This window comes from Halomonas sp. MS1, assembly GCF_024182575.1.
Lineage (GTDB): Bacteria > Pseudomonadota > Gammaproteobacteria > Pseudomonadales > Halomonadaceae > Vreelandella.
Map to the genome: position 1 here is coordinate 214,298 of NZ_CP098926.1, position 16,760 is coordinate 231,057.

Genomic DNA, 16,760 nt, shown 5'->3' on the forward strand with positions numbered 1-16,760 from the left:
TGGCTTCTTGCCTACTCATGCGCTGGCAACTAGCCGCTCAATAGCACGCTCTAAACGCGCCATACCCTCAGCAATATCCGCTTCCGGAATGACTAAAGATGGCGCCATACGTAGCACGTTGGGACCCGCAACCAGTGCCATCACACCCTCTTCGATAGCCAGCGGCAGAATGTCTTTAGCGCGGCCTTCAAAGGCATCTGACATTTGTGCGCCCATCAGCATTCCCATGCCGCGAATTTCTTTAAATACGCCATATTTGCGGTTAATGGTTTCTAAATGCTCGCGGAACAGGTCGTGACGGTGCTTAACGCCGTTAAGTACTTCAGGAGTATCAATGAATTCCACAGCCGCTAGAGCAACCGCAGATGCCAACGCATTGCCACCGTAGGTAGAACCATGGGTACCAATCGCCAGAGACTTCGCAATCGCATCCGTGGTTAAAGTGGCACCAATCGGGAAGCCGCCGCCCAATGACTTGGCACTGGTGAGAATATCCGGAGTGATACCGAAGTTTTTGTAGGCGTAAAGTTCACCGCTGCGGCCAACGCCCGTTTGTACTTCGTCAAAAATCAGCAGCGCGTTGTGTTCGTCACACAGATCACGCAGGCCCTGAAGGAACTCTTGGGTCGCGGGAACAATGCCGCCTTCGCCCTGCATCGGCTCAACCATAATGGCACAGGTATCGTCGCCCACTAGCTTGCGTACGCTTTCCAGGTCATTGAAGTTGGCATGCAGAATGCCACCTGGCACCGGGCCAAAGCCTTGCGAATACTTGGGTTGACCACCCACACTCACGGTGAAGAAAGTGCGGCCATGGAAAGACTGATAAAACGAGATAATTTTATCTTTCTGCTCGCCATGGTGGTCTACCGCCCAACGGCGGGCTAGCTTCAGCGCAGCTTCGTTAGCTTCGCCGCCGGATGAGCACAAGAACACTTTATCGGCAAAAGTACGCTCAGTGAGTGTTTTGGCAAGCGCCAGTGCTGGCTCGTTGGTGAATACGTTAGACAAGTGCCAAAGCTTTTCGCCCTGCTCTTTAAGCGCATTCACGAGCACAGGGTGACAGTGGCCAAGCGAGTTCACTGCAATACCACCAGCAAAGTCGATATATTCACGCCCCTGCTGATCCCACAAGCGGCTGCCTTCGCCACGCACTGGAATAATCTGTTGTGGCGAGTAGTTTGGCGCCATGTAGTTATCGAAATCCTGACGGCTTGGGGTGTAGCTCATGGGACGATACCTCCGGTGGAGTAAAGGATAGATTCAGTATACGGGGGGCAATAGACGCCGTGCTTTCAGTATTGGGACGGTAAATTATGAAAAGCCGCGCTTATCCAAGCCGTTCTTCCCGCGGTGTAATGCCAAAGTGATTACGATAGGCGGTAGAGAAGTGCGCACCAGAAGAGAATCCGGTCATCAGCGCGATATCACCTACCGGGCGATCGCTCTCTCTTAATTGTTTACGCGCATCTTGTAAGCGTAAATCCAGGTAATAGCGACTGGGCACTGCCTGCAGATACTTTTTGAACAGTCGCTCTAGCTGGCGTCGAGAAATACCCAAATGCTCGGCCAGCTCTAGCGTAGAAAGCGGCTCTTCAATATTAGCTTCCATCAACGTGACGGCATCTACCAGGCTTTGTGGCGCATGGCCAAGGCGATTACGCAGTGGTACATGCTGGCGTTCATCGGCTAAGCAAATGCGATCACAAACGAACTGCTCTGAAACCTGCTCGGCAAGGCGCTGGCCGTGATGCTTGCCAATCAGCGTTAGCATCATATCCATTGCCGCAGTGCCACCGGCACAGGTTATCCGATCGCGATCAATCTCAAACAGTTGCTGAGAAAGCGTGACCTGAGGATAAGCCGATGCAAACGCGTCAAAGCGCTGCCAGGGCAATGTGGCGCGGTAGCCTTCTAATAGCCCGCAGCGGGCAAGCACTTCCGTGCCTCCCGCAAGGCCACCAATAGCCACACCTCTGCCCTGATGACTGCGCAGCCACTCATTTAGCTTGGCGGGCAGTGCATAGGGTAGTGGTGTAGGGGCACATACCAACAGCATATCCAGCGGACCGAGCGGCGCGCCTAAGACATGTTGAGCGAGTAAGGAAAGTTGTGCGCCACTGCGCACAGGCTCATCGGTTAAGCTTAACGTAACGGTGTGGTAAAGCATCTGCCCGCTTAGCTGATTGGCCATCTGCAGCGGCTCGATAGCGCTCGCATGGGCCAACAGCGAAAAACCAGGCAGCAACACAAAGGCCACCCGCCGACGTTCACTGGCGGATGACATCAACGTACTTGAGGACATAACAAGTTGCTTTGCTGCATAGAAATCGCCGCCAACTTAGATAAATAGCTAGAGAAAAAGCCATCTTACCCAATTGCGCAAGTGAAGGCAGCGCTATGGCTCTTAAAACTAAAATAGGAGGCATAAATACAAAATTGCCGGGCACTAGGCCCGGCAACAGAAGGAGTATGTGTCTTGGTTAACCGCCGCTATTGCCAAGCCCCAGGATGACAATGCCCGCAACGATAATGCCCATCACGATAATGACTAAAGGAAGCACCTTATGTAGCCCGTTAGGGGACTTTTTCGCTTCTGGCTGCCGTTGCGGCTGAGATGTTTCAAAGTCCTCAGGCAGACGTTCATTCATTACGTGCTCTATCTCTTCTTCCCGGGTTTTGCTTTCCTTGGTATCCATACAACACCTCTCGCTTTCCGGTTAGATGATCAACAGCGCGGCGATTAACCCTCCTCGTCACGCTTAGCGCTATAGCGTAACGACATCAAAGTGAACATCTGGGTTCACATCTGCGTCGTAATCTACGTCATCACGCTCGAAGCCAAACAGCTTCAAAAATTCGTGCTTATATCCAGCATAGTCGGTAATTTCGAACAGGTTCTCTGTCGTGACAGTCGGCCATAGGTCTTGGCAGGCTTGTTGTACGTCGTCACGCAGCTCCCAGTCGTCAAGACGTAGGCGGCCTTGGTCGTCAGTGACCATATCGTCAGGCTGGCCAGAATAAAGACGCTCTCCAAACAAACGGTTTAATTGATCGATAGTGCCTTCATGCAGGCCCTGCTCTTTCATGATGCGGTAGACCATGGCGATATACAGCGGCATGACTGGAATCGCGGCACTCGCCTGGGTAACGACCGACTTAAGTACGGCAACATTGGCACCACCACCTGTCTCTTTCAGCTTGGCATCAATCGCAGCCGCGGCGCGATCAAGATCTTCTTTCGCTTTACCCAACGCACCGTGCCAGTAAATCGGCCAGGTAATTTCAGTACCGATATAGCTAAACGCTACGCTACGCGCGCCTTTCGCCAGCACACCCGCGTCGTCCAGGGCGCTCATCCATAGCTCCCAGTCCTCACCGCCCATTACTGTGATGGTATCGTCGATCTCTTGCTGAGTGGCAGGTTCGACTTCTGCCTCGATGATGGCGTCTTTATTCGTATCAATCGCGGTAGCGCGATACGTTTCGCCAATCGGCTTCAGGCTCGAGCGCTTTACTTCCCCAGTATCTGGCAACTTGCGCACTGGTGAAGCTAGGGAGTACACCACCAGGTCAACTTCACCCATGTCCTGTTTGATCAACTCGATGGCTTTTTCACGCGCTTCGTTAGAGAACGCATCACCATTGATTGATTTACTGTACAGGCCTTCTTGCTTGGCAAATTTGTCAAATGCGGCACTGTTGTACCAACCAGCAGTGCCGGTTTTTTTCTCACTACTAGGCTTTTCAAAGAAAACACCTAGGGTATCAGCGCCATAACCAAAGGCAGCCGTAATACGCGCTGCCAAGCCGTAGCCACTGGAAGCACCAATCACCAGCACCTTTTTAGGGCCTTGGCTTTTATCTAAACCACGCGCACGGGTCGCTTCGATCTGTTCCAGAACGTTTTGCTCGCAGCCTTTAGGGTGAGTGGTGGTGCAGATAAAGCCACGCACTTTTGGTTTAATGATCACATTGGACCCCTTTATCAGATTGATGTCGCTATCAGCATGGCAGTGCCATTACCGTGTGGGGGTATTCTAGCGGTCTAGACGCGCCCTGTCCGCTCTTGAGCTTCTTCGCTATTCACGGCAGGATAGCGACCAGACAACTCCTTGCCGACGAGACCCTGATGAACGCACAGCAGCTAGTCGATGAACGCGGCGACCTATGGCTTGCTCTTGCACCGCTATGGCTGGACCGTGAGCCAAGCGAGCGTGACTACGCCCATATGATTGAGATGATCGAACAGCATGACATGTCGCTGAAAGAGCTAGAGTGGATGTTCCGCTTGGAGCTTGCCCCAGTGATGGCGAGGCACCAGCTGTCTATTGCCAGTGAATGGCGAAAATTCGATGACTATACGCTGATGAAGCAGTTGGTAAGCCACAACCTGCGCCTGAAAGGCTGGCGGCGCAAAAGTTGGGCGCTGTTTTCTGGATTAACCACGATGATGGTTCGTCATCGCTGGGTAGAGTTAATGCAGCGACTAATGGTTACCCGTGGCGAACTCTAACCGTTTAGCTTGCGCTTTACTCTTTATCAAGGGCGGCTTCCAGCGCAAGCCGCAGTGACAGACCATGATCGTTGGGAGCAAACCGCGCGATCACCCTGCCATCACGTCCCACCAAGAACTTGGTAAAATTCCACTTGATCACTTTGGTGCCTAACACGCCCGGTGCTTCCTGTTTAAGCACCACAAACAGCGGATGGGCGTTTGGGCCATTCACTGACACTTTTTCCATGAGTGGAAAGCTGACGCCAAACTGCTGTTCGCCGAAGATACAGAAAGCTTCTGCACTCTCCGGCGACTGCTTACCAAACTGGTTACAGGGGAAGCCAAGCACCGTAAAGCCACGGTCTCGGTAGCGCTGGTACAAACTTTCCAGCTCTTTTAACTGCGGGGTAAAGCCACACTTACTGGCCACATTAACGACCAACAACACCTGCCCGCGCAGCGCCCGCAAGTTAAATGGCTTGCCTTGATGGGTATAACAATCCTGCTCATAAATCATCATCGCAAGGCCCCCTAAATGACTCCACCAGCATAGGCTTTACCATGCCACGGCATTGGCAGTTACACCAGTGCGGCTTATTAACTAATCGGCCCTGCGACAACGCGTAGCGCCAGTGCAATAAGCAGCACCCCAGTGATTCGATTGATCCAGTGGGCATGGCGCTGGAGCCAAGGCAATACGCGAGAGTGTGAAAGCCCTACTGCTACTAAAACGTACCAGCCCCCATCAATAATAATCGCAGTTGCGACGATAATTGCCTTGGCAAGGACACTCATTTCAGGCGTCACGAACTGACTTAATAGCGCCACAAAGAAAATGATCAACTTGGGATTACCCAGCGCCACCAGCACCCCTTCCTTGGCAGCTTGTCGCGGCGTCGTCACTGCGGCATCCGGGGATAGCGCACCACCTCTGCCCGCCCGTAGTGCTTTTATCCCAAGCCAGGCTAAATAGGCCGCCCCACACCATGTCACTAGTTGAAATAAATCTGGATGGCGCACAATAAGCGCCCCTAAGCCCCACACGGTGAGCAACGCATAAAACCCGACGCCCAGCGCATGAAAAATCGCCGCCGTCATGCCGGGTAAGCGACCACCTCCTAGCGTATGGCGCAGTACCAGTGCCAGACTAGGTCCTGGTGACATCGCCCCCATGGCGCAGATAGCGGCCAGCGATAGCCAGAGTGACAACGGCATTTTTCTCTCCTTGAAAGACAACAATGTAGGTTGGCTGAGTATACGACAGTCGCACAAGCGTTTAGCGAATAAATCTATCCCCTTAAATAACGCTGTTAGCATGGTACGCTGTTGGGTAAAATTTTCCCCTTTTTGAAAACGATGACGCCTGCTATGCAGGCGGTTCATGGCTAATAAAGGACTTCAATATGGGTAGGGCGTTTCAAAACCGTAAGGAATCCATGGCCAAAACGGCCGCTGCGAAAACCAAGGTTTACAGCAAGTATGGACGTGAAATTTACGTCTGCGCTAAAGCAGGCGGCACAGATCCAAACGGTAACCTTGCGCTACGCGGTTTAATGGAGCGTGCTAAGAAAGATCAGGTGCCGTCTCACGTTATCGATAAAGCCTTGGATAAAGCGAGCGGCGCAGGCGGCGAAGACTTTTCACCAGCGCGCTATGAAGGCTTTGGTCCCGGTAACGTGATGGTGATCGTCGACTGTTTGACCGACAACCCCAACCGCACCTTTGGTGATGTGCGCGGCTGCTTTACCAAAACGAAAAGCAAAATTGGCACTCCCGGTAGCGTTAGTCACATGTTTGATCACTGCGCGATTTTTTCGTTTGCAGGCAGTGATGAAGAAGCCGTGCTTGAAGCACTCATGGAAGCCGATGTCGACGTTACCGACATTGAGCAGGAAGAGGAGCGTATCACGGTGTTTGCGCCGCATACCGATTACGCTAAAGCCAAACAAGCGCTGTTGGATACTTTCGGTGAGATTGATTTCGAAGTAGACGAAATCCAATTCTTACCACAAACCCCCACGCCCATCGACGGCGATGACGTGGTGATGTTTGAGAAACTGCTGGGCATGCTCGAAGAGCTGGACGATGTTCAGAATGTTTTCCACAGTGCCGAACTACCGGAAGCAACTGCTTAAACCGTCATTCGGTTGACACATCCCCCTTGTGGTCGTCAGCACTTATGTCGCTGGCGGCTGCAGGTCGCCGTCATTAACTAGTGGCACCCTGTGAGTCCATGGCTGCATCAGGCGGTAACAATGCCGGCGTAACGCCCGCTGCGCTTAGCACTTGTTTACCGCGCACGGTCAAATCGGTGATAAACAAAAACTGCTGCCGAGGATCTACCGGATAAGCGCGAATACGGTAATGCGTGCCCCAAGGTTTCTCCTCCGCTACGACAATAATCGGCTTATCAAACTTAAGGTAAGCACTGGTTAACGCAACGTCTCGTAACGCTTTACGCACCCAGCCTGCTTCGTGCTCCGGGTGAAGATAAAAACTTGCCACGCACTGAAGACTAACGTCGCCATTGTTAGCGTTATAAATAGCAGAATCCCAAAGTTTAAGATGAGGCACCGCGACCAAATCATCGTCGGGCGTTACTATTTCTACTGTGCGCATGCCAACGTGCTTTACTTCGCCGTAAGTCCCTTCAATGTTGACCCAATCCCCTGGCCGATAGGGCAATTCAACAGCAGATACTACCCCGGCAATCAAGCTACTTACGTAATCTTTTAGGGCAAAGCCAATCGCTAGGCCAATGGCCCCCAGCAGCGTCACCATATTGCGCAATGAAGGCTCAATAACGATAGGAACAGCCACAGCCAGCGCGGTAATTAAAATCAATAACCGGGTGAGTGGCACCAGCGCAAATACTCTAAACCGCACTTGGCCATGCAAGCGATTGGCTAACCAGTTCAACCCTCGCTGGCTGACAATAATCAATAGCACCGTACTCGCTAGAATGACTCCTAAGGTAATCAGCGCTTGACTATCAATATCATTAAACAGCTTGGCGTACTGCTCTTGATCGTCCATATCAGCTCCTAGAGCGGGTCAACTAGATAGTTTCGCGATTCCAGCAGTTGTCGCACGCTTGCGTAGCTTAATGGAGCGACTTGCCAGCGCCCTTGATGGCAACGGAGAATTCCCTGGCGAGCAAGTGCTAACCGTGCGTTTAGCGCTTCATGACTCGAGAATGGCAGCACATACCCTAACGCTTGATCCTCTAGTCCCCCATGAATGAGCAGTGTATGCAGCAACAGCGTTGCCACATCCCCCGTATCCGACGCTAACTCCGCTTCCGCCAACGCATCCAATAGCCATAGCTCTTTTGAAGACTCTTTTGGCTGCCCTTCAGACTGCTCTTGTGAACGGCCACTTTCGTCATTTCCCACCGGTTCGCGCAGTCGCTCTCGCCAGTAGTGCCAAGCAATACCTAAATGCCCTCGACAATGGGCTGCTAGACGTTGCAACTCTTTATAGGAACGCTCACCATCAGCGCTATCTTCACTAACGTCAGCAAGAATCGGCTGCCCCGTACGGGAGCTATACACCGTCGGGCGGACGCCACCATCACCCGCCAACTGGGCAAAATAGTGTGCCAACTGCTCACCCTCTAATGCCTGCAGGGTAACCACGGGTACGCCTTCCAACCCCACCGCATGCTGCAAATAAGCATACGTCCAGCTATCACAACCAATCACGCCCTGCCCCAAACGACCACTTAACGCCCGCTCTAACAATTCACGGACGCCCTGCAGTCCTTGGGTATGGCGTAAAAAATGCCGCTCTAAGGCGGGGATTACCCACTGACGCTGGGAACCACAGCGCTCGACCCACTCTAGGCAACCCTCTGTGAGCTCGTTGAGGGTGGGTGCAGATATGCAATTGACGCCCTGCTGCTGCGCCCAATGGCTAACGACAGCTGCGTGGCCACCATGAGGTGGCGAAATAAACAACACGACTGGCGCATCAACATACCCTTCCGTTACTTGGCTGAGAGCACGAGCCGCCGGTGTCCAATCAATAGCAGGCACCCAGTGCGAAAGTGCGACTTCAGATAACTTACGCAGCTCACTCTCTTCTTTTGCTTGGTGTTCGGAGGCTTCTCTGCCCATTATCCACGTAGTCGCTGCTCGCCAACTACGCCGCCACTGGCTGGCTTGGGTGTGTTCTGGTGTTTGAAACGACTCAAGTGCCACCATTTCCCATGGCGAAAAAGCAGTCTTCGTTGAGCGCTGCGTCATATGCCGCCTCGAACATAAATTAGTGGATTAAGGTTAGCATGCCTCATATTGTCATTGAGGGGTTAGCCGAACTTATCGACTAAAATAAAGTCGTTATACAGTAGCTAACTAATATGAGAGCAAAGCGCAGGAGGCGACAATGAGCGTAGTTAACGTCACTATGGCAGAACTGCATGAAAAGCTTTCAAAGTGCATTGCAGGCGAACGGGTACTGATCGACCACGAGGGAAATCGATTTAGCGCACGTATTCAACATGTAGGCTTCACGGGGTTAAAAGTCATTCCTGAAACGCAGATCAAAAACAGCACGGGTGACCCAGGCGATATCGACGGAGTAACCGTTCCTTATGATGATATTTGGGAACTTGAAGTCAAAGGCGTCGTGTATAGCCGCTTGGAAACGTGACCTTTTTTGCACACCCACTACTCAGTGGGCGTGCAATGGCAACATTCCAAAACTAAAAAGTTAACTCAATCCAGTGATAGGCGCTGCCTAGCTAGAAAGTCAGACAAATCTTGCCGAAGTGTTTGCCGGATTCCTGGTGGCGGAAGGCATCGGCAATGTCGCTCAGTGCAAACTCACGGTCAATAATTGGCTTCACATTAGCCGCTTCGATAGCACGAATCATCTCGATTTGATGACGACGACTACCCACAATAAGACCTTGCAGCTTAGCTTGCTTAGCCATCAGCTTGGCTGTTGGTATTTCGCCTTCCCGACCGGTTAGCACACCAATCAGCGCGATATGCCCGCCAATTTTCACCGCCTCAATCGATTGCGGCAGCGTACCAGGGCCGCCTACTTCAACAACATGGTCGACACCTTCACCATTCGTTAACGCCTTAACGGCCTTGCCCCATTCAGGCGTTTCTTTATAGTTAATGGTGTGTTCAGCGCCCAGCTCGCGCAGGCGGGTCAGTTTTTCATTAGAAGACGATGTGGCAATTACCCGCGCGCCCATCATCTTGGCAAACTGCAGCGCAAAAATGGAAACACCCCCGGTGCCCAGCACCAGCACGGTGTCCCCCGCTTTTAACCCACCATCAACGACTAGTGCCCGCCAAGCGGTCAAGCCTGCGGTCGTCAGCGTCGCAGACTCCGCATGACTATAACCTTGCGGCTGATGGGTGAACGAGGTAGCGGCGGCCACCACTTGCTCGCGAGCATAGCCATCAGTGCCATCCCCTGGCGTGGTGGTAAAGTCACCTACTCGCGCGGACCCTTCCAGCCAATCCGGGAAAAAGGTCGATACAACTGCATCCCCGACCGCGAACTCGCTAACGCCTTCCCCAACCGCTTCCACTACACCGGCACCGTCCGACATGGGAATACGGCCATCTGCGGTGGGAATCATCCCCGCCACCACGGCATAGTCATGAAAGTTAAGTGAACTGGCGTGCAGACGTACTTTAATTTCACCGGGACCAGGCTCACTTGGCGCCGTTAGTTCAACCACGTCCAGTTTAGCTAAACCGCCGGGCTCTCGAAGCTGAATGGCTTGCATCACTACCTCCTATTGAACACATGTCGTCAACAGTGACTAGTATTAAAAAGCCTAGTAAACGACTGGTCTAATATGAAATGAGGGCACTGGAGTCAGTATCAAGGCCAAGATCAAGATCGTGCCCCAAAAAGCCCCCGGACTGGCGCTGCCACAAGCTGGCGTAAATACCGTTCTGTGCCAGCAATTCTTGGTGAGTACCACTCTCCACCATACGACCTTCATCGACCACAATTAACCGGTCAAGCATCGCAATGGTCGAAAGTCGGTGCGCAATGGCAATCACCGTTTTGCCTTCCATCAGCGAATCGAGCTGCTCTTGAATCGCGGCTTCCACTTCGGAATCCAGCGCTGAGGTAGCCTCGTCCAACACCAGAATCGGAGCGTTTTTAAGCAGTACGCGAGCAATGGCAATACGCTGGCGTTGTCCACCGGAAAGCTTTACACCGCGCTCGCCCACATGAGCATCCAGCCCGCGGCGCCCTTTCGGGTCGACCAGCTCGTTGATAAACGTATCTGCGTGGGCGCGGCACACTGCTTGCCACACATCATCATCGCTGGCATGAGGGCTACCGTAGCGAATATTGTCTCTCAGCGAACGATGCAGCAGCGAGGTATCCTGAGTCACCATGCCAATCTGATGACGTAATGAGGTCTGGGTAACATCAGCAATATTCTGTCCATCAATCAGGATACGCCCGCCCTGTAGGTCATAAAAGCGCAGCAACAGATTGGCCAGGGTGGATTTACCCGCTCCGGATCGGCCAATCAAGCCAATTTTCTCGCCAGGTTTAATCGTCAGGCTCAACCCGTCAAAGACGTTTTTACTTTCACCCTTAGCCTGGGCGTACTGAAAGCGCAGCGCATCAAACACAATTTCGCCATTGGGCACCGCGAGCGCTTTGGCATTGGGCTTATCTTTGATCGTGGGCTCCTGGGCGATGGTATTCATACCATCTTGCACCGTACCAATATTTTCAAACAGACCGGCCACTTCCCATAAAATCCAATCCGACATAAAGCGGATACGCATCACCAAGGCTATCGCAATCGCTAACACGCCCAGGGAAATAGCGTCAAAATACCAAGCGCTGATCGCCATACCTGCCGTTCCCACTAGTAGCAGCGTATTGAGCAGCGTCAGGCAAACGCTCATGATGGTGACTAGCCGCATTTGGCGATGCACGGTAGCCATAAAACCTTGCATCGCATCCTTGGCGTAGCTCTGTTCACGTTCGGTATCAGCGAACAGCTTAATCGTTTGGATATTGCTGTAACTATCAACCACGCGCCCCGTCATCTGGGCACGAGCATCGGCCTGAGCCATCGAAACATCGCGCAGGCGCGGGACAAAAAAGCGCATAATGCCTAAATAGCCAACCAACCAAATTGCTAACGGCAATAGCAGCCACGGGTCTGCGCGGCCTAATAAAATTGCCGCCCCAGTGAAGTACACAATGGCGTAAACCAGTAGATCCATCACTTTGGTGACCGTCTCACGAATGGCCAACGCTGTTTGCATGACTTTTTGCGACACTCGCCCTGCAAACTCATCCTGATAAAAGGCCAAGCTTTGGCTAAGCATATGGCGGTGAGAAAGCCAGCGGCCGATCATCGGGTAGTTACCGAAGATGCTTTGGTGGGTCACCAGAGACTGCGCCAGTACCAGTAGCGGCAGGCCGATAATCACTAACACGCCCACGCCTGCCAGCCAAAGCCCGTGATCCGACCAGAAATTCGCGCGTTCTACGTTCCCCAGCCAATCGACCAAGTCGCCCATATAACTAAAAAACACCACCTCCGCCGCGGAAACCAAGGCAGTCGCGACCGACATCAGCAATAGCCACGGCCATACAGGGCGCGAAAAATGCCAAATAAACGGCAGCAGTCCTTTCGGTGGCGTGGCAACCTCACCTTCGGGATAGGGGTTCACCCGCGTTTCAAAGTAACGGAACAGCGGCGCTAGCGTACGTGACAACATGGAAAGTCCTTTCGTTACCTTAATAGACAGATGTAGTTAAGAAGATTGGCGACGCAATAGCCAACGAGCCCAAAAAGGCGCCACGATCATCAGTGTGACCATACGCAGTAAGTGGTGAAATGCTACAAACACAGGATCGATATTAAGCGCGACAGCAAGAATAGCCATTTCACCGATGCCACCGGGAGCCAGCGCTAATAGGGCTACGTCACGGCGCACGCCCAACAGCTGATGGATCAGTTCAGCAAACAGTGCTAACACCACCAGCGCAAGCAGCGTCGCCACCCCAGACTGCCATAAATAACGCCCGAGCAGGCGCCGTGTCATGCCTTGAAAACGCGAGCCAATCGCGCTGCCCAATACCCATAACATAAGGTTCATTCCCCAACCAGGTAACGTAAGGCTTGCCAGCCCAAACCCAGAGAGCAAGGCCGCCATAATAAGCGGCGCAAGTAACGCCGAACTTGGAATGCGCAGCCACCGGCCCACGGGTAATAAGAAAGGAATAGTGAGCAGCATCCAGCCGTGCTCAAGGGTAGCCTGGGCTGGCCCAATGTCACCAGCACCGCCTTCAAATGCCCAAAACAGGGGAGGCAGAAACAGGATAACGAGAATAATCCGTAGTGACTGGGCAATGGCGATGCGTTGCGGGTCACCGCCACATTGATCACCGAGCATGATCATTGCCGTCATGGCCCCTGGCGATGCACCAAACCAAGCACTGACCGGGTCGAAGCCACAGCGACGATACCACGCCGCAGCAACCGCGGTGGATGCCGCAACACCTGCCAGCAAGAGTGCTGCCGAGATTGGCCAGTCCAGTACACGATGGGCAAGTTGAGGGGTTACTTGACTGCCCAGTACCAATCCCATAACCGCTAAAAACACGTTGCGCAGCGGCTCCGGTACGCCAACGTTAATTCCTTTTGCCGATACCAGCAGGTTGGCGATCAGTGGGCCTAGCATCCAGGCAAGCGGTAAACCGGCGAGGTGAAAAACGATGCCGCCCACGGCGCCTACGGCAAGCGATGTTACAAGTCCCTTTGCACTTTCTGCGCTGACACGGATGCCTTTCACGCTCTTCTCCACCCTAACCTTTAACGTTAAAACGCAATTGTTAACCTGCTAAGCGTAAACGTTAGCTTACCACTGCTAAGGGCTTTAGGGTGTTAAGAGCTAGGTGTAAAGTGCCTTTTGTTAAGTAGCGATTATTAAGCGCTAGGCTTTAGGTACCTGATGTTAGGCGCTAAGTACCTCTATTTTTAATCTTCGTCATCATCGCCGCGCATGCGCGCCTGACGATCAGCCTCTTCCTCAATCGCATCATCAATCACTTCCAATAGCTCATCGACATTGGCTATGTGGCTATCAAGCTCAAAATGGCCAGTCAGCTTACTATCAGGGTGTAGCTTGCCTGCTTCATACAAGGCCCACATTTCTTTACCGTAGTGGGTAGTCAGTAGCTCGGGGGCGAAACGACCGAAGTAGGCACGCATATTATCAACATCGCGCTCTAGCATTGCCGCCGCGCTGTTGTTACCCGCCGCATCCACCGCCTGGGGCAAATCGATAATCACCGGCCCTTCTGCATCAACCAACACGTTGAATTCAGACAAGTCGCCATGGATCAAACCTGCACACAGCATTCGCACTACGTCTTGAATCACTTTGGCGTGATAGCGCAGCGCTTGCTCCTCGGTTAGGGTCACTTCGTCCAAACGTGGCGCTACGTTTCCCTCGGCATCACTGATCATTTCCATGAGCAGTACGCCATCAACAAAACCATGTGGCTCAGGCACACGTACATCAGCGGCAGCAAGACGATATAGCGCATCGACTTCCGCATTCAGCCACGCCTGCTCCTGCTCTTTTTGACCGTAGCGAGTCTTTTTGGCCATGGCGCGCGAACGACGACTATTGCGCTCCTTGCGCCCTTCTTGGTATTGCACGGCCTGTTTAAAGCTACGCTGTTTAGCTTCTTTAAAGACCTTGGCACAACGTACTTCTTCACCGCAGCGCACGACATACACCTGCGCCTCTTTACCGCTCATTAACTGCACCAGCACCTCGTCGATCATTCCATCATCGACCAGGGGCTGTAATCGCTTAGGGATTTTCATGGTTAGCTGCGTCGGCTCCTCTTTACTATCTGTGCACAATCATTAATCGATCAATAGCGAATACGGCGGACGCGGAAAGCGCGCCCTTTAAGTTTGTCACGTTCAAGTTTGGCCTGGGCTTTTTGAACAGCCCCATGCTCCACTGCCACATAGGCACTGCGGGCCAGCACTTTAATTTTGCCTACCTGATCACCACGCAGGCCACCTTCGCTGGTTAGCGCCCCTAGGATATCCCCCGGGCGCAGTTTGTCTTTCTTACCACCCGCCAACTGCAGTGTTGCCATAGGCGGTTCAAAGGGCACTGAATGCTGGGGTTTGGGCAAGGGTTCGGTGGTAATCGGTTGTTCTAGCAAGCCTTCCAACCGCTCCAGCCGATAATGCTCCTTAGGTGTGACCAGCGTACAGGCAATGCCGCTAGCCCCTGCGCGCCCGGTTCGCCCTACTCGATGCACGTGAACATCAAGCTCACGGGCAATCTGATAATTAAACACCGCATCTAATTGAGCAATATCTAAACCGCGCGCAGCAACATCCGTTGCTACTAGAATAGACGCACTTTGGTTAGCAAATAGAATTAGGCGACGATCACGATCTTTCTGCTCTAAGTCACCGTTGAGCGCCACGGCACTAAAGCCGGCATCCACCAGTTGCTCAGCCACCGCCTGAGTTTCGCGTTTAGTGTTGCAGAACACCACGCTGGTCGCTGGCCGATAAACCAGTAGCAGCTGTTGAAGGGCCGCGAAACGCGCCTCTTCATTGGCAACGTCATAGAAGTGTTGATCAATAGTAGTGGCATCATGAACCTCGGCCACTTTGACCATCACTGGCTCACGCATAATGCCGCGGGTCATAGCAGTCAGGCCACCTGACGCCTGATCGTCTGGGAATGTCGCACTAAACAGCAGCGTTTGGCGATCCGCTGGGGTCTCATCAATGATCGCATCAATGGTGTCTTGAAAGCCCATATCGAGCATACGATCGGCTTCATCAAGTACCAAGGTGGTAAGCGACCCCAGTGTCAACGAGCCTTTGCGTAAATGCTCGTCGATACGTCCCGGCGTGCCTACGACAATATGCGCACCATGTTCCAAGGAGCCTAACTGCGGCCCAAACGGCGCTCCGCCGCATAGGGTAAGCACTTTAACGTTGGGCAACCCACGCGCCAAACGGCGTAGTTCTTCGGCCACCTGGTCGGCGAGCTCTCGGGTGGGGCACAGCACAAGGCCCTGTACAGCAAATGCTTCTACGCGTAACTCAGCCAGCAGTGCCAAGCCAAAGGCAGCGGTTTTCCCCGACCCCGTTTTGGCCTGAGCCAACACATCACGCCCCGCCAACATCGGTGGCAGGCTTTGCGCCTGCACAGGCGTCATTGCGTGATAGCCAAGGGAATCTAAGTTGCTTAAAAGCGCAGGAGAGAGCGCCAGCGATGCAAAAGAAGTGTCAGACACAAAATTATCCTGAAGGGGCTATATTGCCCAGCAAACCTATAATGTGAAGCACCATACCAGAAAGCGCCAATCTATGCCTTGGCAAGGATAGGCGAACGGTACAACATGGGTGGTTGCTAGTCCCATAAATAGTAGATCAGAGATTAGGAAAGAGTCGTTGCTAGCGCTGCAAAACGCCCCTGGCATAACGCTGCTAAGTCGTTCGGAGCAAGCTCAATCTCCAGCCCACGTCGCCCCGCACTTACATACAGTGTCGAAAATGTCTGCGCCGAATCGTCGATAAACGTAGGCAGACGCTTTTTCTGGCCCAGCGGGCTAACACCACCAAGCACATACCCCGTGGTCCGTTCCACGTCACCTGGCGCCGCCATTGACGCTTTTTTCGCCCCTGCCGCTTTAGCAATTTGCTTTAATCCCAGTTGGCTGGTGACCGGTACAATACCAACTGCCAACTGCTTACCATCCAGGATAACTACCAAGGTTTTAAACACTTGCTGAGCGGCAACACCCAGTTTTTCAGCTGCCTCCAGCCCGTAAGATTGCGCAGCAGCATCGTGTTGATACTCATGGATCTGAAACGCAATTCCCGCGTGTTTCGCGCTATTAATCGCCGGTGTCATGGAATTCTCTTAAGTTAACATCGTCAGCTCGTCTGGAAAGGACACTTCTCTCTGCTAAGCTTAATATCGTGATTGGTTAAAGGAAGTCAACTGACAGGAGTCGACCTATGAAAGCAACTTCCAAAGCACAGCAGAAAGCTGCGGGAGCGGCGCTTTCTGCCAAGCGTGGTGAAACAAAGCCTAGTGAACTTTATGATTCCTCTAAAGACATGTATGACTCAATGAGCGAAGAGGAACTTGAAGAGATGGCAAGCACCCAGCGCAAAGGTAAGCCTCAAAAGAGAGCAAACGACTAAACGCCTATCGGCAACGGCTCAGGTTGAGGCAGCGCTGTCACTGCTGCC

General features: G+C 52.8%; 18 protein-coding genes. 4 read left to right on the forward strand and 14 right to left on the reverse strand.

The genetic code is table 11. From position 1 onward, the window contains the following. Window positions 1-15: 15 nt before the first annotated feature. The 4 genes from NF683_RS01030 to fabV all read right to left on the reverse strand — a co-directional run bounded on the left by NF683_RS01030 (window position 16) and on the right by fabV (window position 3,974). On the reverse strand, window positions 16-1,230 hold the full coding sequence (locus tag NF683_RS01030; RefSeq protein ID WP_089039524.1) for an aspartate aminotransferase family protein: 1,215 nt from the start codon (window positions 1,228-1,230) through the stop codon (window positions 16-18). Window positions 1,231-1,330: 100 nt separating this feature from the next. Further along, complete coding sequence (locus tag NF683_RS01035; RefSeq protein WP_253921020.1) at window positions 1,331-2,305, reverse strand: GlxA family transcriptional regulator; 975 nt, start codon at window positions 2,303-2,305, stop codon at window positions 1,331-1,333. Between the two features lie 178 nt (window positions 2,306-2,483). Further along, entirely contained in the window at window positions 2,484-2,699 is a 216-nt protein-coding gene (locus tag NF683_RS01040; protein WP_089039525.1) for a hypothetical protein, read from the reverse strand. A gap of 69 nt (window positions 2,700-2,768) precedes the next feature. After that, complete coding sequence (fabV, locus tag NF683_RS01045; RefSeq protein ID WP_253921021.1) at window positions 2,769-3,974, reverse strand: enoyl-ACP reductase FabV; 1,206 nt, start codon at window positions 3,972-3,974, stop codon at window positions 2,769-2,771. A 158-nt stretch (window positions 3,975-4,132) separates the two neighbouring features. Between fabV and NF683_RS01050 the strand changes: the two genes are divergently transcribed. After that, the gene (locus tag NF683_RS01050) at window positions 4,133-4,516 is read left to right on the forward strand and encodes a DUF7079 family protein (RefSeq protein ID WP_089039527.1); all 384 of its coding nucleotides are present in this window, start codon (window positions 4,133-4,135) and stop codon (window positions 4,514-4,516) included. Window positions 4,517-4,532: 16 nt separating this feature from the next. Here NF683_RS01050 and NF683_RS01055 read toward each other — a convergent pair whose 3' ends face one another. Further along, window positions 4,533-5,018 carry a glutathione peroxidase gene (locus NF683_RS01055; RefSeq protein WP_089039528.1) on the reverse strand — a complete coding sequence of 162 codons (486 nt, stop codon included), beginning with the start codon at window positions 5,016-5,018 and terminating at the stop codon, window positions 4,533-4,535. A gap of 77 nt (window positions 5,019-5,095) precedes the next feature. After that, window positions 5,096-5,713 carry a LysE family translocator gene (locus tag NF683_RS01060; RefSeq protein ID WP_051626348.1) on the reverse strand — a complete coding sequence of 206 codons (618 nt, stop codon included), beginning with the start codon at window positions 5,711-5,713 and terminating at the stop codon, window positions 5,096-5,098. Window positions 5,714-5,901: 188 nt separating this feature from the next. On the opposite strand from NF683_RS01060, the gene NF683_RS01065 reads away from it, so the two are divergent. Further along, the gene (locus NF683_RS01065) at window positions 5,902-6,633 is read left to right on the forward strand and encodes a YebC/PmpR family DNA-binding transcriptional regulator (protein ID WP_253921022.1); all 732 of its coding nucleotides are present in this window, start codon (window positions 5,902-5,904) and stop codon (window positions 6,631-6,633) included. A 73-nt stretch (window positions 6,634-6,706) separates the two neighbouring features. Here the strand turns inward: NF683_RS01065 and NF683_RS01070 are convergent, their stop codons facing one another. Together NF683_RS01070 and NF683_RS01075 are read right to left on the reverse strand one after the other, a co-directional pair. After that, window positions 6,707-7,534, reverse strand: a complete 828-nt coding sequence (locus tag NF683_RS01070) for a mechanosensitive ion channel family protein (RefSeq protein ID WP_253921023.1) — start codon at window positions 7,532-7,534, stop codon at window positions 6,707-6,709. Window positions 7,535-7,542: 8 nt separating this feature from the next. Next, window positions 7,543-8,745: a hypothetical protein gene (locus tag NF683_RS01075; protein WP_253921024.1), complete on the reverse strand. Its 1,203-nt coding sequence runs from the start codon at window positions 8,743-8,745 to the stop codon at window positions 7,543-7,545. A gap of 139 nt (window positions 8,746-8,884) precedes the next feature. Between NF683_RS01075 and NF683_RS01080 the strand changes: the two genes are divergently transcribed. Next, the gene (locus NF683_RS01080; protein WP_038477356.1) at window positions 8,885-9,151 is read left to right on the forward strand and encodes a hypothetical protein; all 267 of its coding nucleotides are present in this window, start codon (window positions 8,885-8,887) and stop codon (window positions 9,149-9,151) included. 91 nt (window positions 9,152-9,242) lie between these two features. Here NF683_RS01080 and NF683_RS01085 read toward each other — a convergent pair whose 3' ends face one another. The 6 genes from NF683_RS01085 to ybaK all read right to left on the reverse strand — a co-directional run bounded on the left by NF683_RS01085 (window position 9,243) and on the right by ybaK (window position 16,416). Next, a complete protein-coding gene (locus NF683_RS01085; RefSeq protein WP_193068664.1) occupies window positions 9,243-10,250 on the reverse strand; it encodes a zinc-dependent alcohol dehydrogenase family protein in 1,008 nt (335 codons plus the stop codon). A 67-nt stretch (window positions 10,251-10,317) separates the two neighbouring features. After that, complete coding sequence (locus NF683_RS01090) at window positions 10,318-12,228, reverse strand: ABC transporter ATP-binding protein (RefSeq protein WP_275050925.1); 1,911 nt, start codon at window positions 12,226-12,228, stop codon at window positions 10,318-10,320. A 36-nt stretch (window positions 12,229-12,264) separates the two neighbouring features. After that, on the reverse strand, window positions 12,265-13,305 hold the full coding sequence (locus NF683_RS01095) for an AbrB family transcriptional regulator (protein WP_089039533.1): 1,041 nt from the start codon (window positions 13,303-13,305) through the stop codon (window positions 12,265-12,267). 185 nt (window positions 13,306-13,490) lie between these two features. Further along, entirely contained in the window at window positions 13,491-14,348 is an 858-nt protein-coding gene (locus tag NF683_RS01100) for a PA4780 family RIO1-like protein kinase (protein ID WP_095603924.1), read from the reverse strand. A 50-nt stretch (window positions 14,349-14,398) separates the two neighbouring features. Next, window positions 14,399-15,796, reverse strand: a complete 1,398-nt coding sequence (dbpA, locus tag NF683_RS01105; RefSeq protein ID WP_120386514.1) for an ATP-dependent RNA helicase DbpA — start codon at window positions 15,794-15,796, stop codon at window positions 14,399-14,401. A 143-nt stretch (window positions 15,797-15,939) separates the two neighbouring features. After that, complete coding sequence (ybaK, locus tag NF683_RS01110; protein ID WP_193068509.1) at window positions 15,940-16,416, reverse strand: Cys-tRNA(Pro) deacylase; 477 nt, start codon at window positions 16,414-16,416, stop codon at window positions 15,940-15,942. 107 nt (window positions 16,417-16,523) lie between these two features. Between ybaK and NF683_RS01115 the strand changes: the two genes are divergently transcribed. Next, the gene (locus NF683_RS01115; RefSeq protein WP_038477378.1) at window positions 16,524-16,712 is read left to right on the forward strand and encodes a DUF3008 family protein; all 189 of its coding nucleotides are present in this window, start codon (window positions 16,524-16,526) and stop codon (window positions 16,710-16,712) included. The last annotated feature ends 48 nt before the right edge of the window (window positions 16,713-16,760 follow it).

Excerpts from the sequence above, each read along its gene's own strand:
- NF683_RS01065 (WP_253921022.1), top strand. The coding sequence starts at position 5,902 with ATGGGTAGGGCGTTTCAAAACCGTAAGGAATCCATGGCCAAAACGGCC.
- NF683_RS01040 (WP_089039525.1), bottom strand. The coding sequence starts at position 2,699 with ATGGATACCAAGGAAAGCAAAACCCGGGAAGAAGAGATAGAGCACGTA.
- NF683_RS01075 (WP_253921024.1), bottom strand. The coding sequence starts at position 8,745 with ATGACGCAGCGCTCAACGAAGACTGCTTTTTCGCCATGGGAAATGGTG.
- NF683_RS01070 (WP_253921023.1), bottom strand. The coding sequence starts at position 7,534 with ATGGACGATCAAGAGCAGTACGCCAAGCTGTTTAATGATATTGATAGT.
- NF683_RS01115 (WP_038477378.1), top strand. The coding sequence starts at position 16,524 with ATGAAAGCAACTTCCAAAGCACAGCAGAAAGCTGCGGGAGCGGCGCTT.
- NF683_RS01085 (WP_193068664.1), bottom strand. The coding sequence starts at position 10,250 with ATGCAAGCCATTCAGCTTCGAGAGCCCGGCGGTTTAGCTAAACTGGAC.
- NF683_RS01050 (WP_089039527.1), top strand. The coding sequence starts at position 4,133 with ATGAACGCACAGCAGCTAGTCGATGAACGCGGCGACCTATGGCTTGCT.
- NF683_RS01055 (WP_089039528.1), bottom strand. The coding sequence starts at position 5,018 with ATGATGATTTATGAGCAGGATTGTTATACCCATCAAGGCAAGCCATTT.
- NF683_RS01030 (WP_089039524.1), bottom strand. The coding sequence starts at position 1,230 with ATGAGCTACACCCCAAGCCGTCAGGATTTCGATAACTACATGGCGCCA.
- ybaK (WP_193068509.1), bottom strand. The coding sequence starts at position 16,416 with ATGACACCGGCGATTAATAGCGCGAAACACGCGGGAATTGCGTTTCAG.
- NF683_RS01080 (WP_038477356.1), top strand. The coding sequence starts at position 8,885 with ATGAGCGTAGTTAACGTCACTATGGCAGAACTGCATGAAAAGCTTTCA.
- NF683_RS01100 (WP_095603924.1), bottom strand. The coding sequence starts at position 14,348 with ATGAAAATCCCTAAGCGATTACAGCCCCTGGTCGATGATGGAATGATC.
- NF683_RS01090 (WP_275050925.1), bottom strand. The coding sequence starts at position 12,228 with ATGTTGTCACGTACGCTAGCGCCGCTGTTCCGTTACTTTGAAACGCGG.
- NF683_RS01060 (WP_051626348.1), bottom strand. The coding sequence starts at position 5,713 with ATGCCGTTGTCACTCTGGCTATCGCTGGCCGCTATCTGCGCCATGGGG.
- NF683_RS01035 (WP_253921020.1), bottom strand. The coding sequence starts at position 2,305 with ATGTCCTCAAGTACGTTGATGTCATCCGCCAGTGAACGTCGGCGGGTG.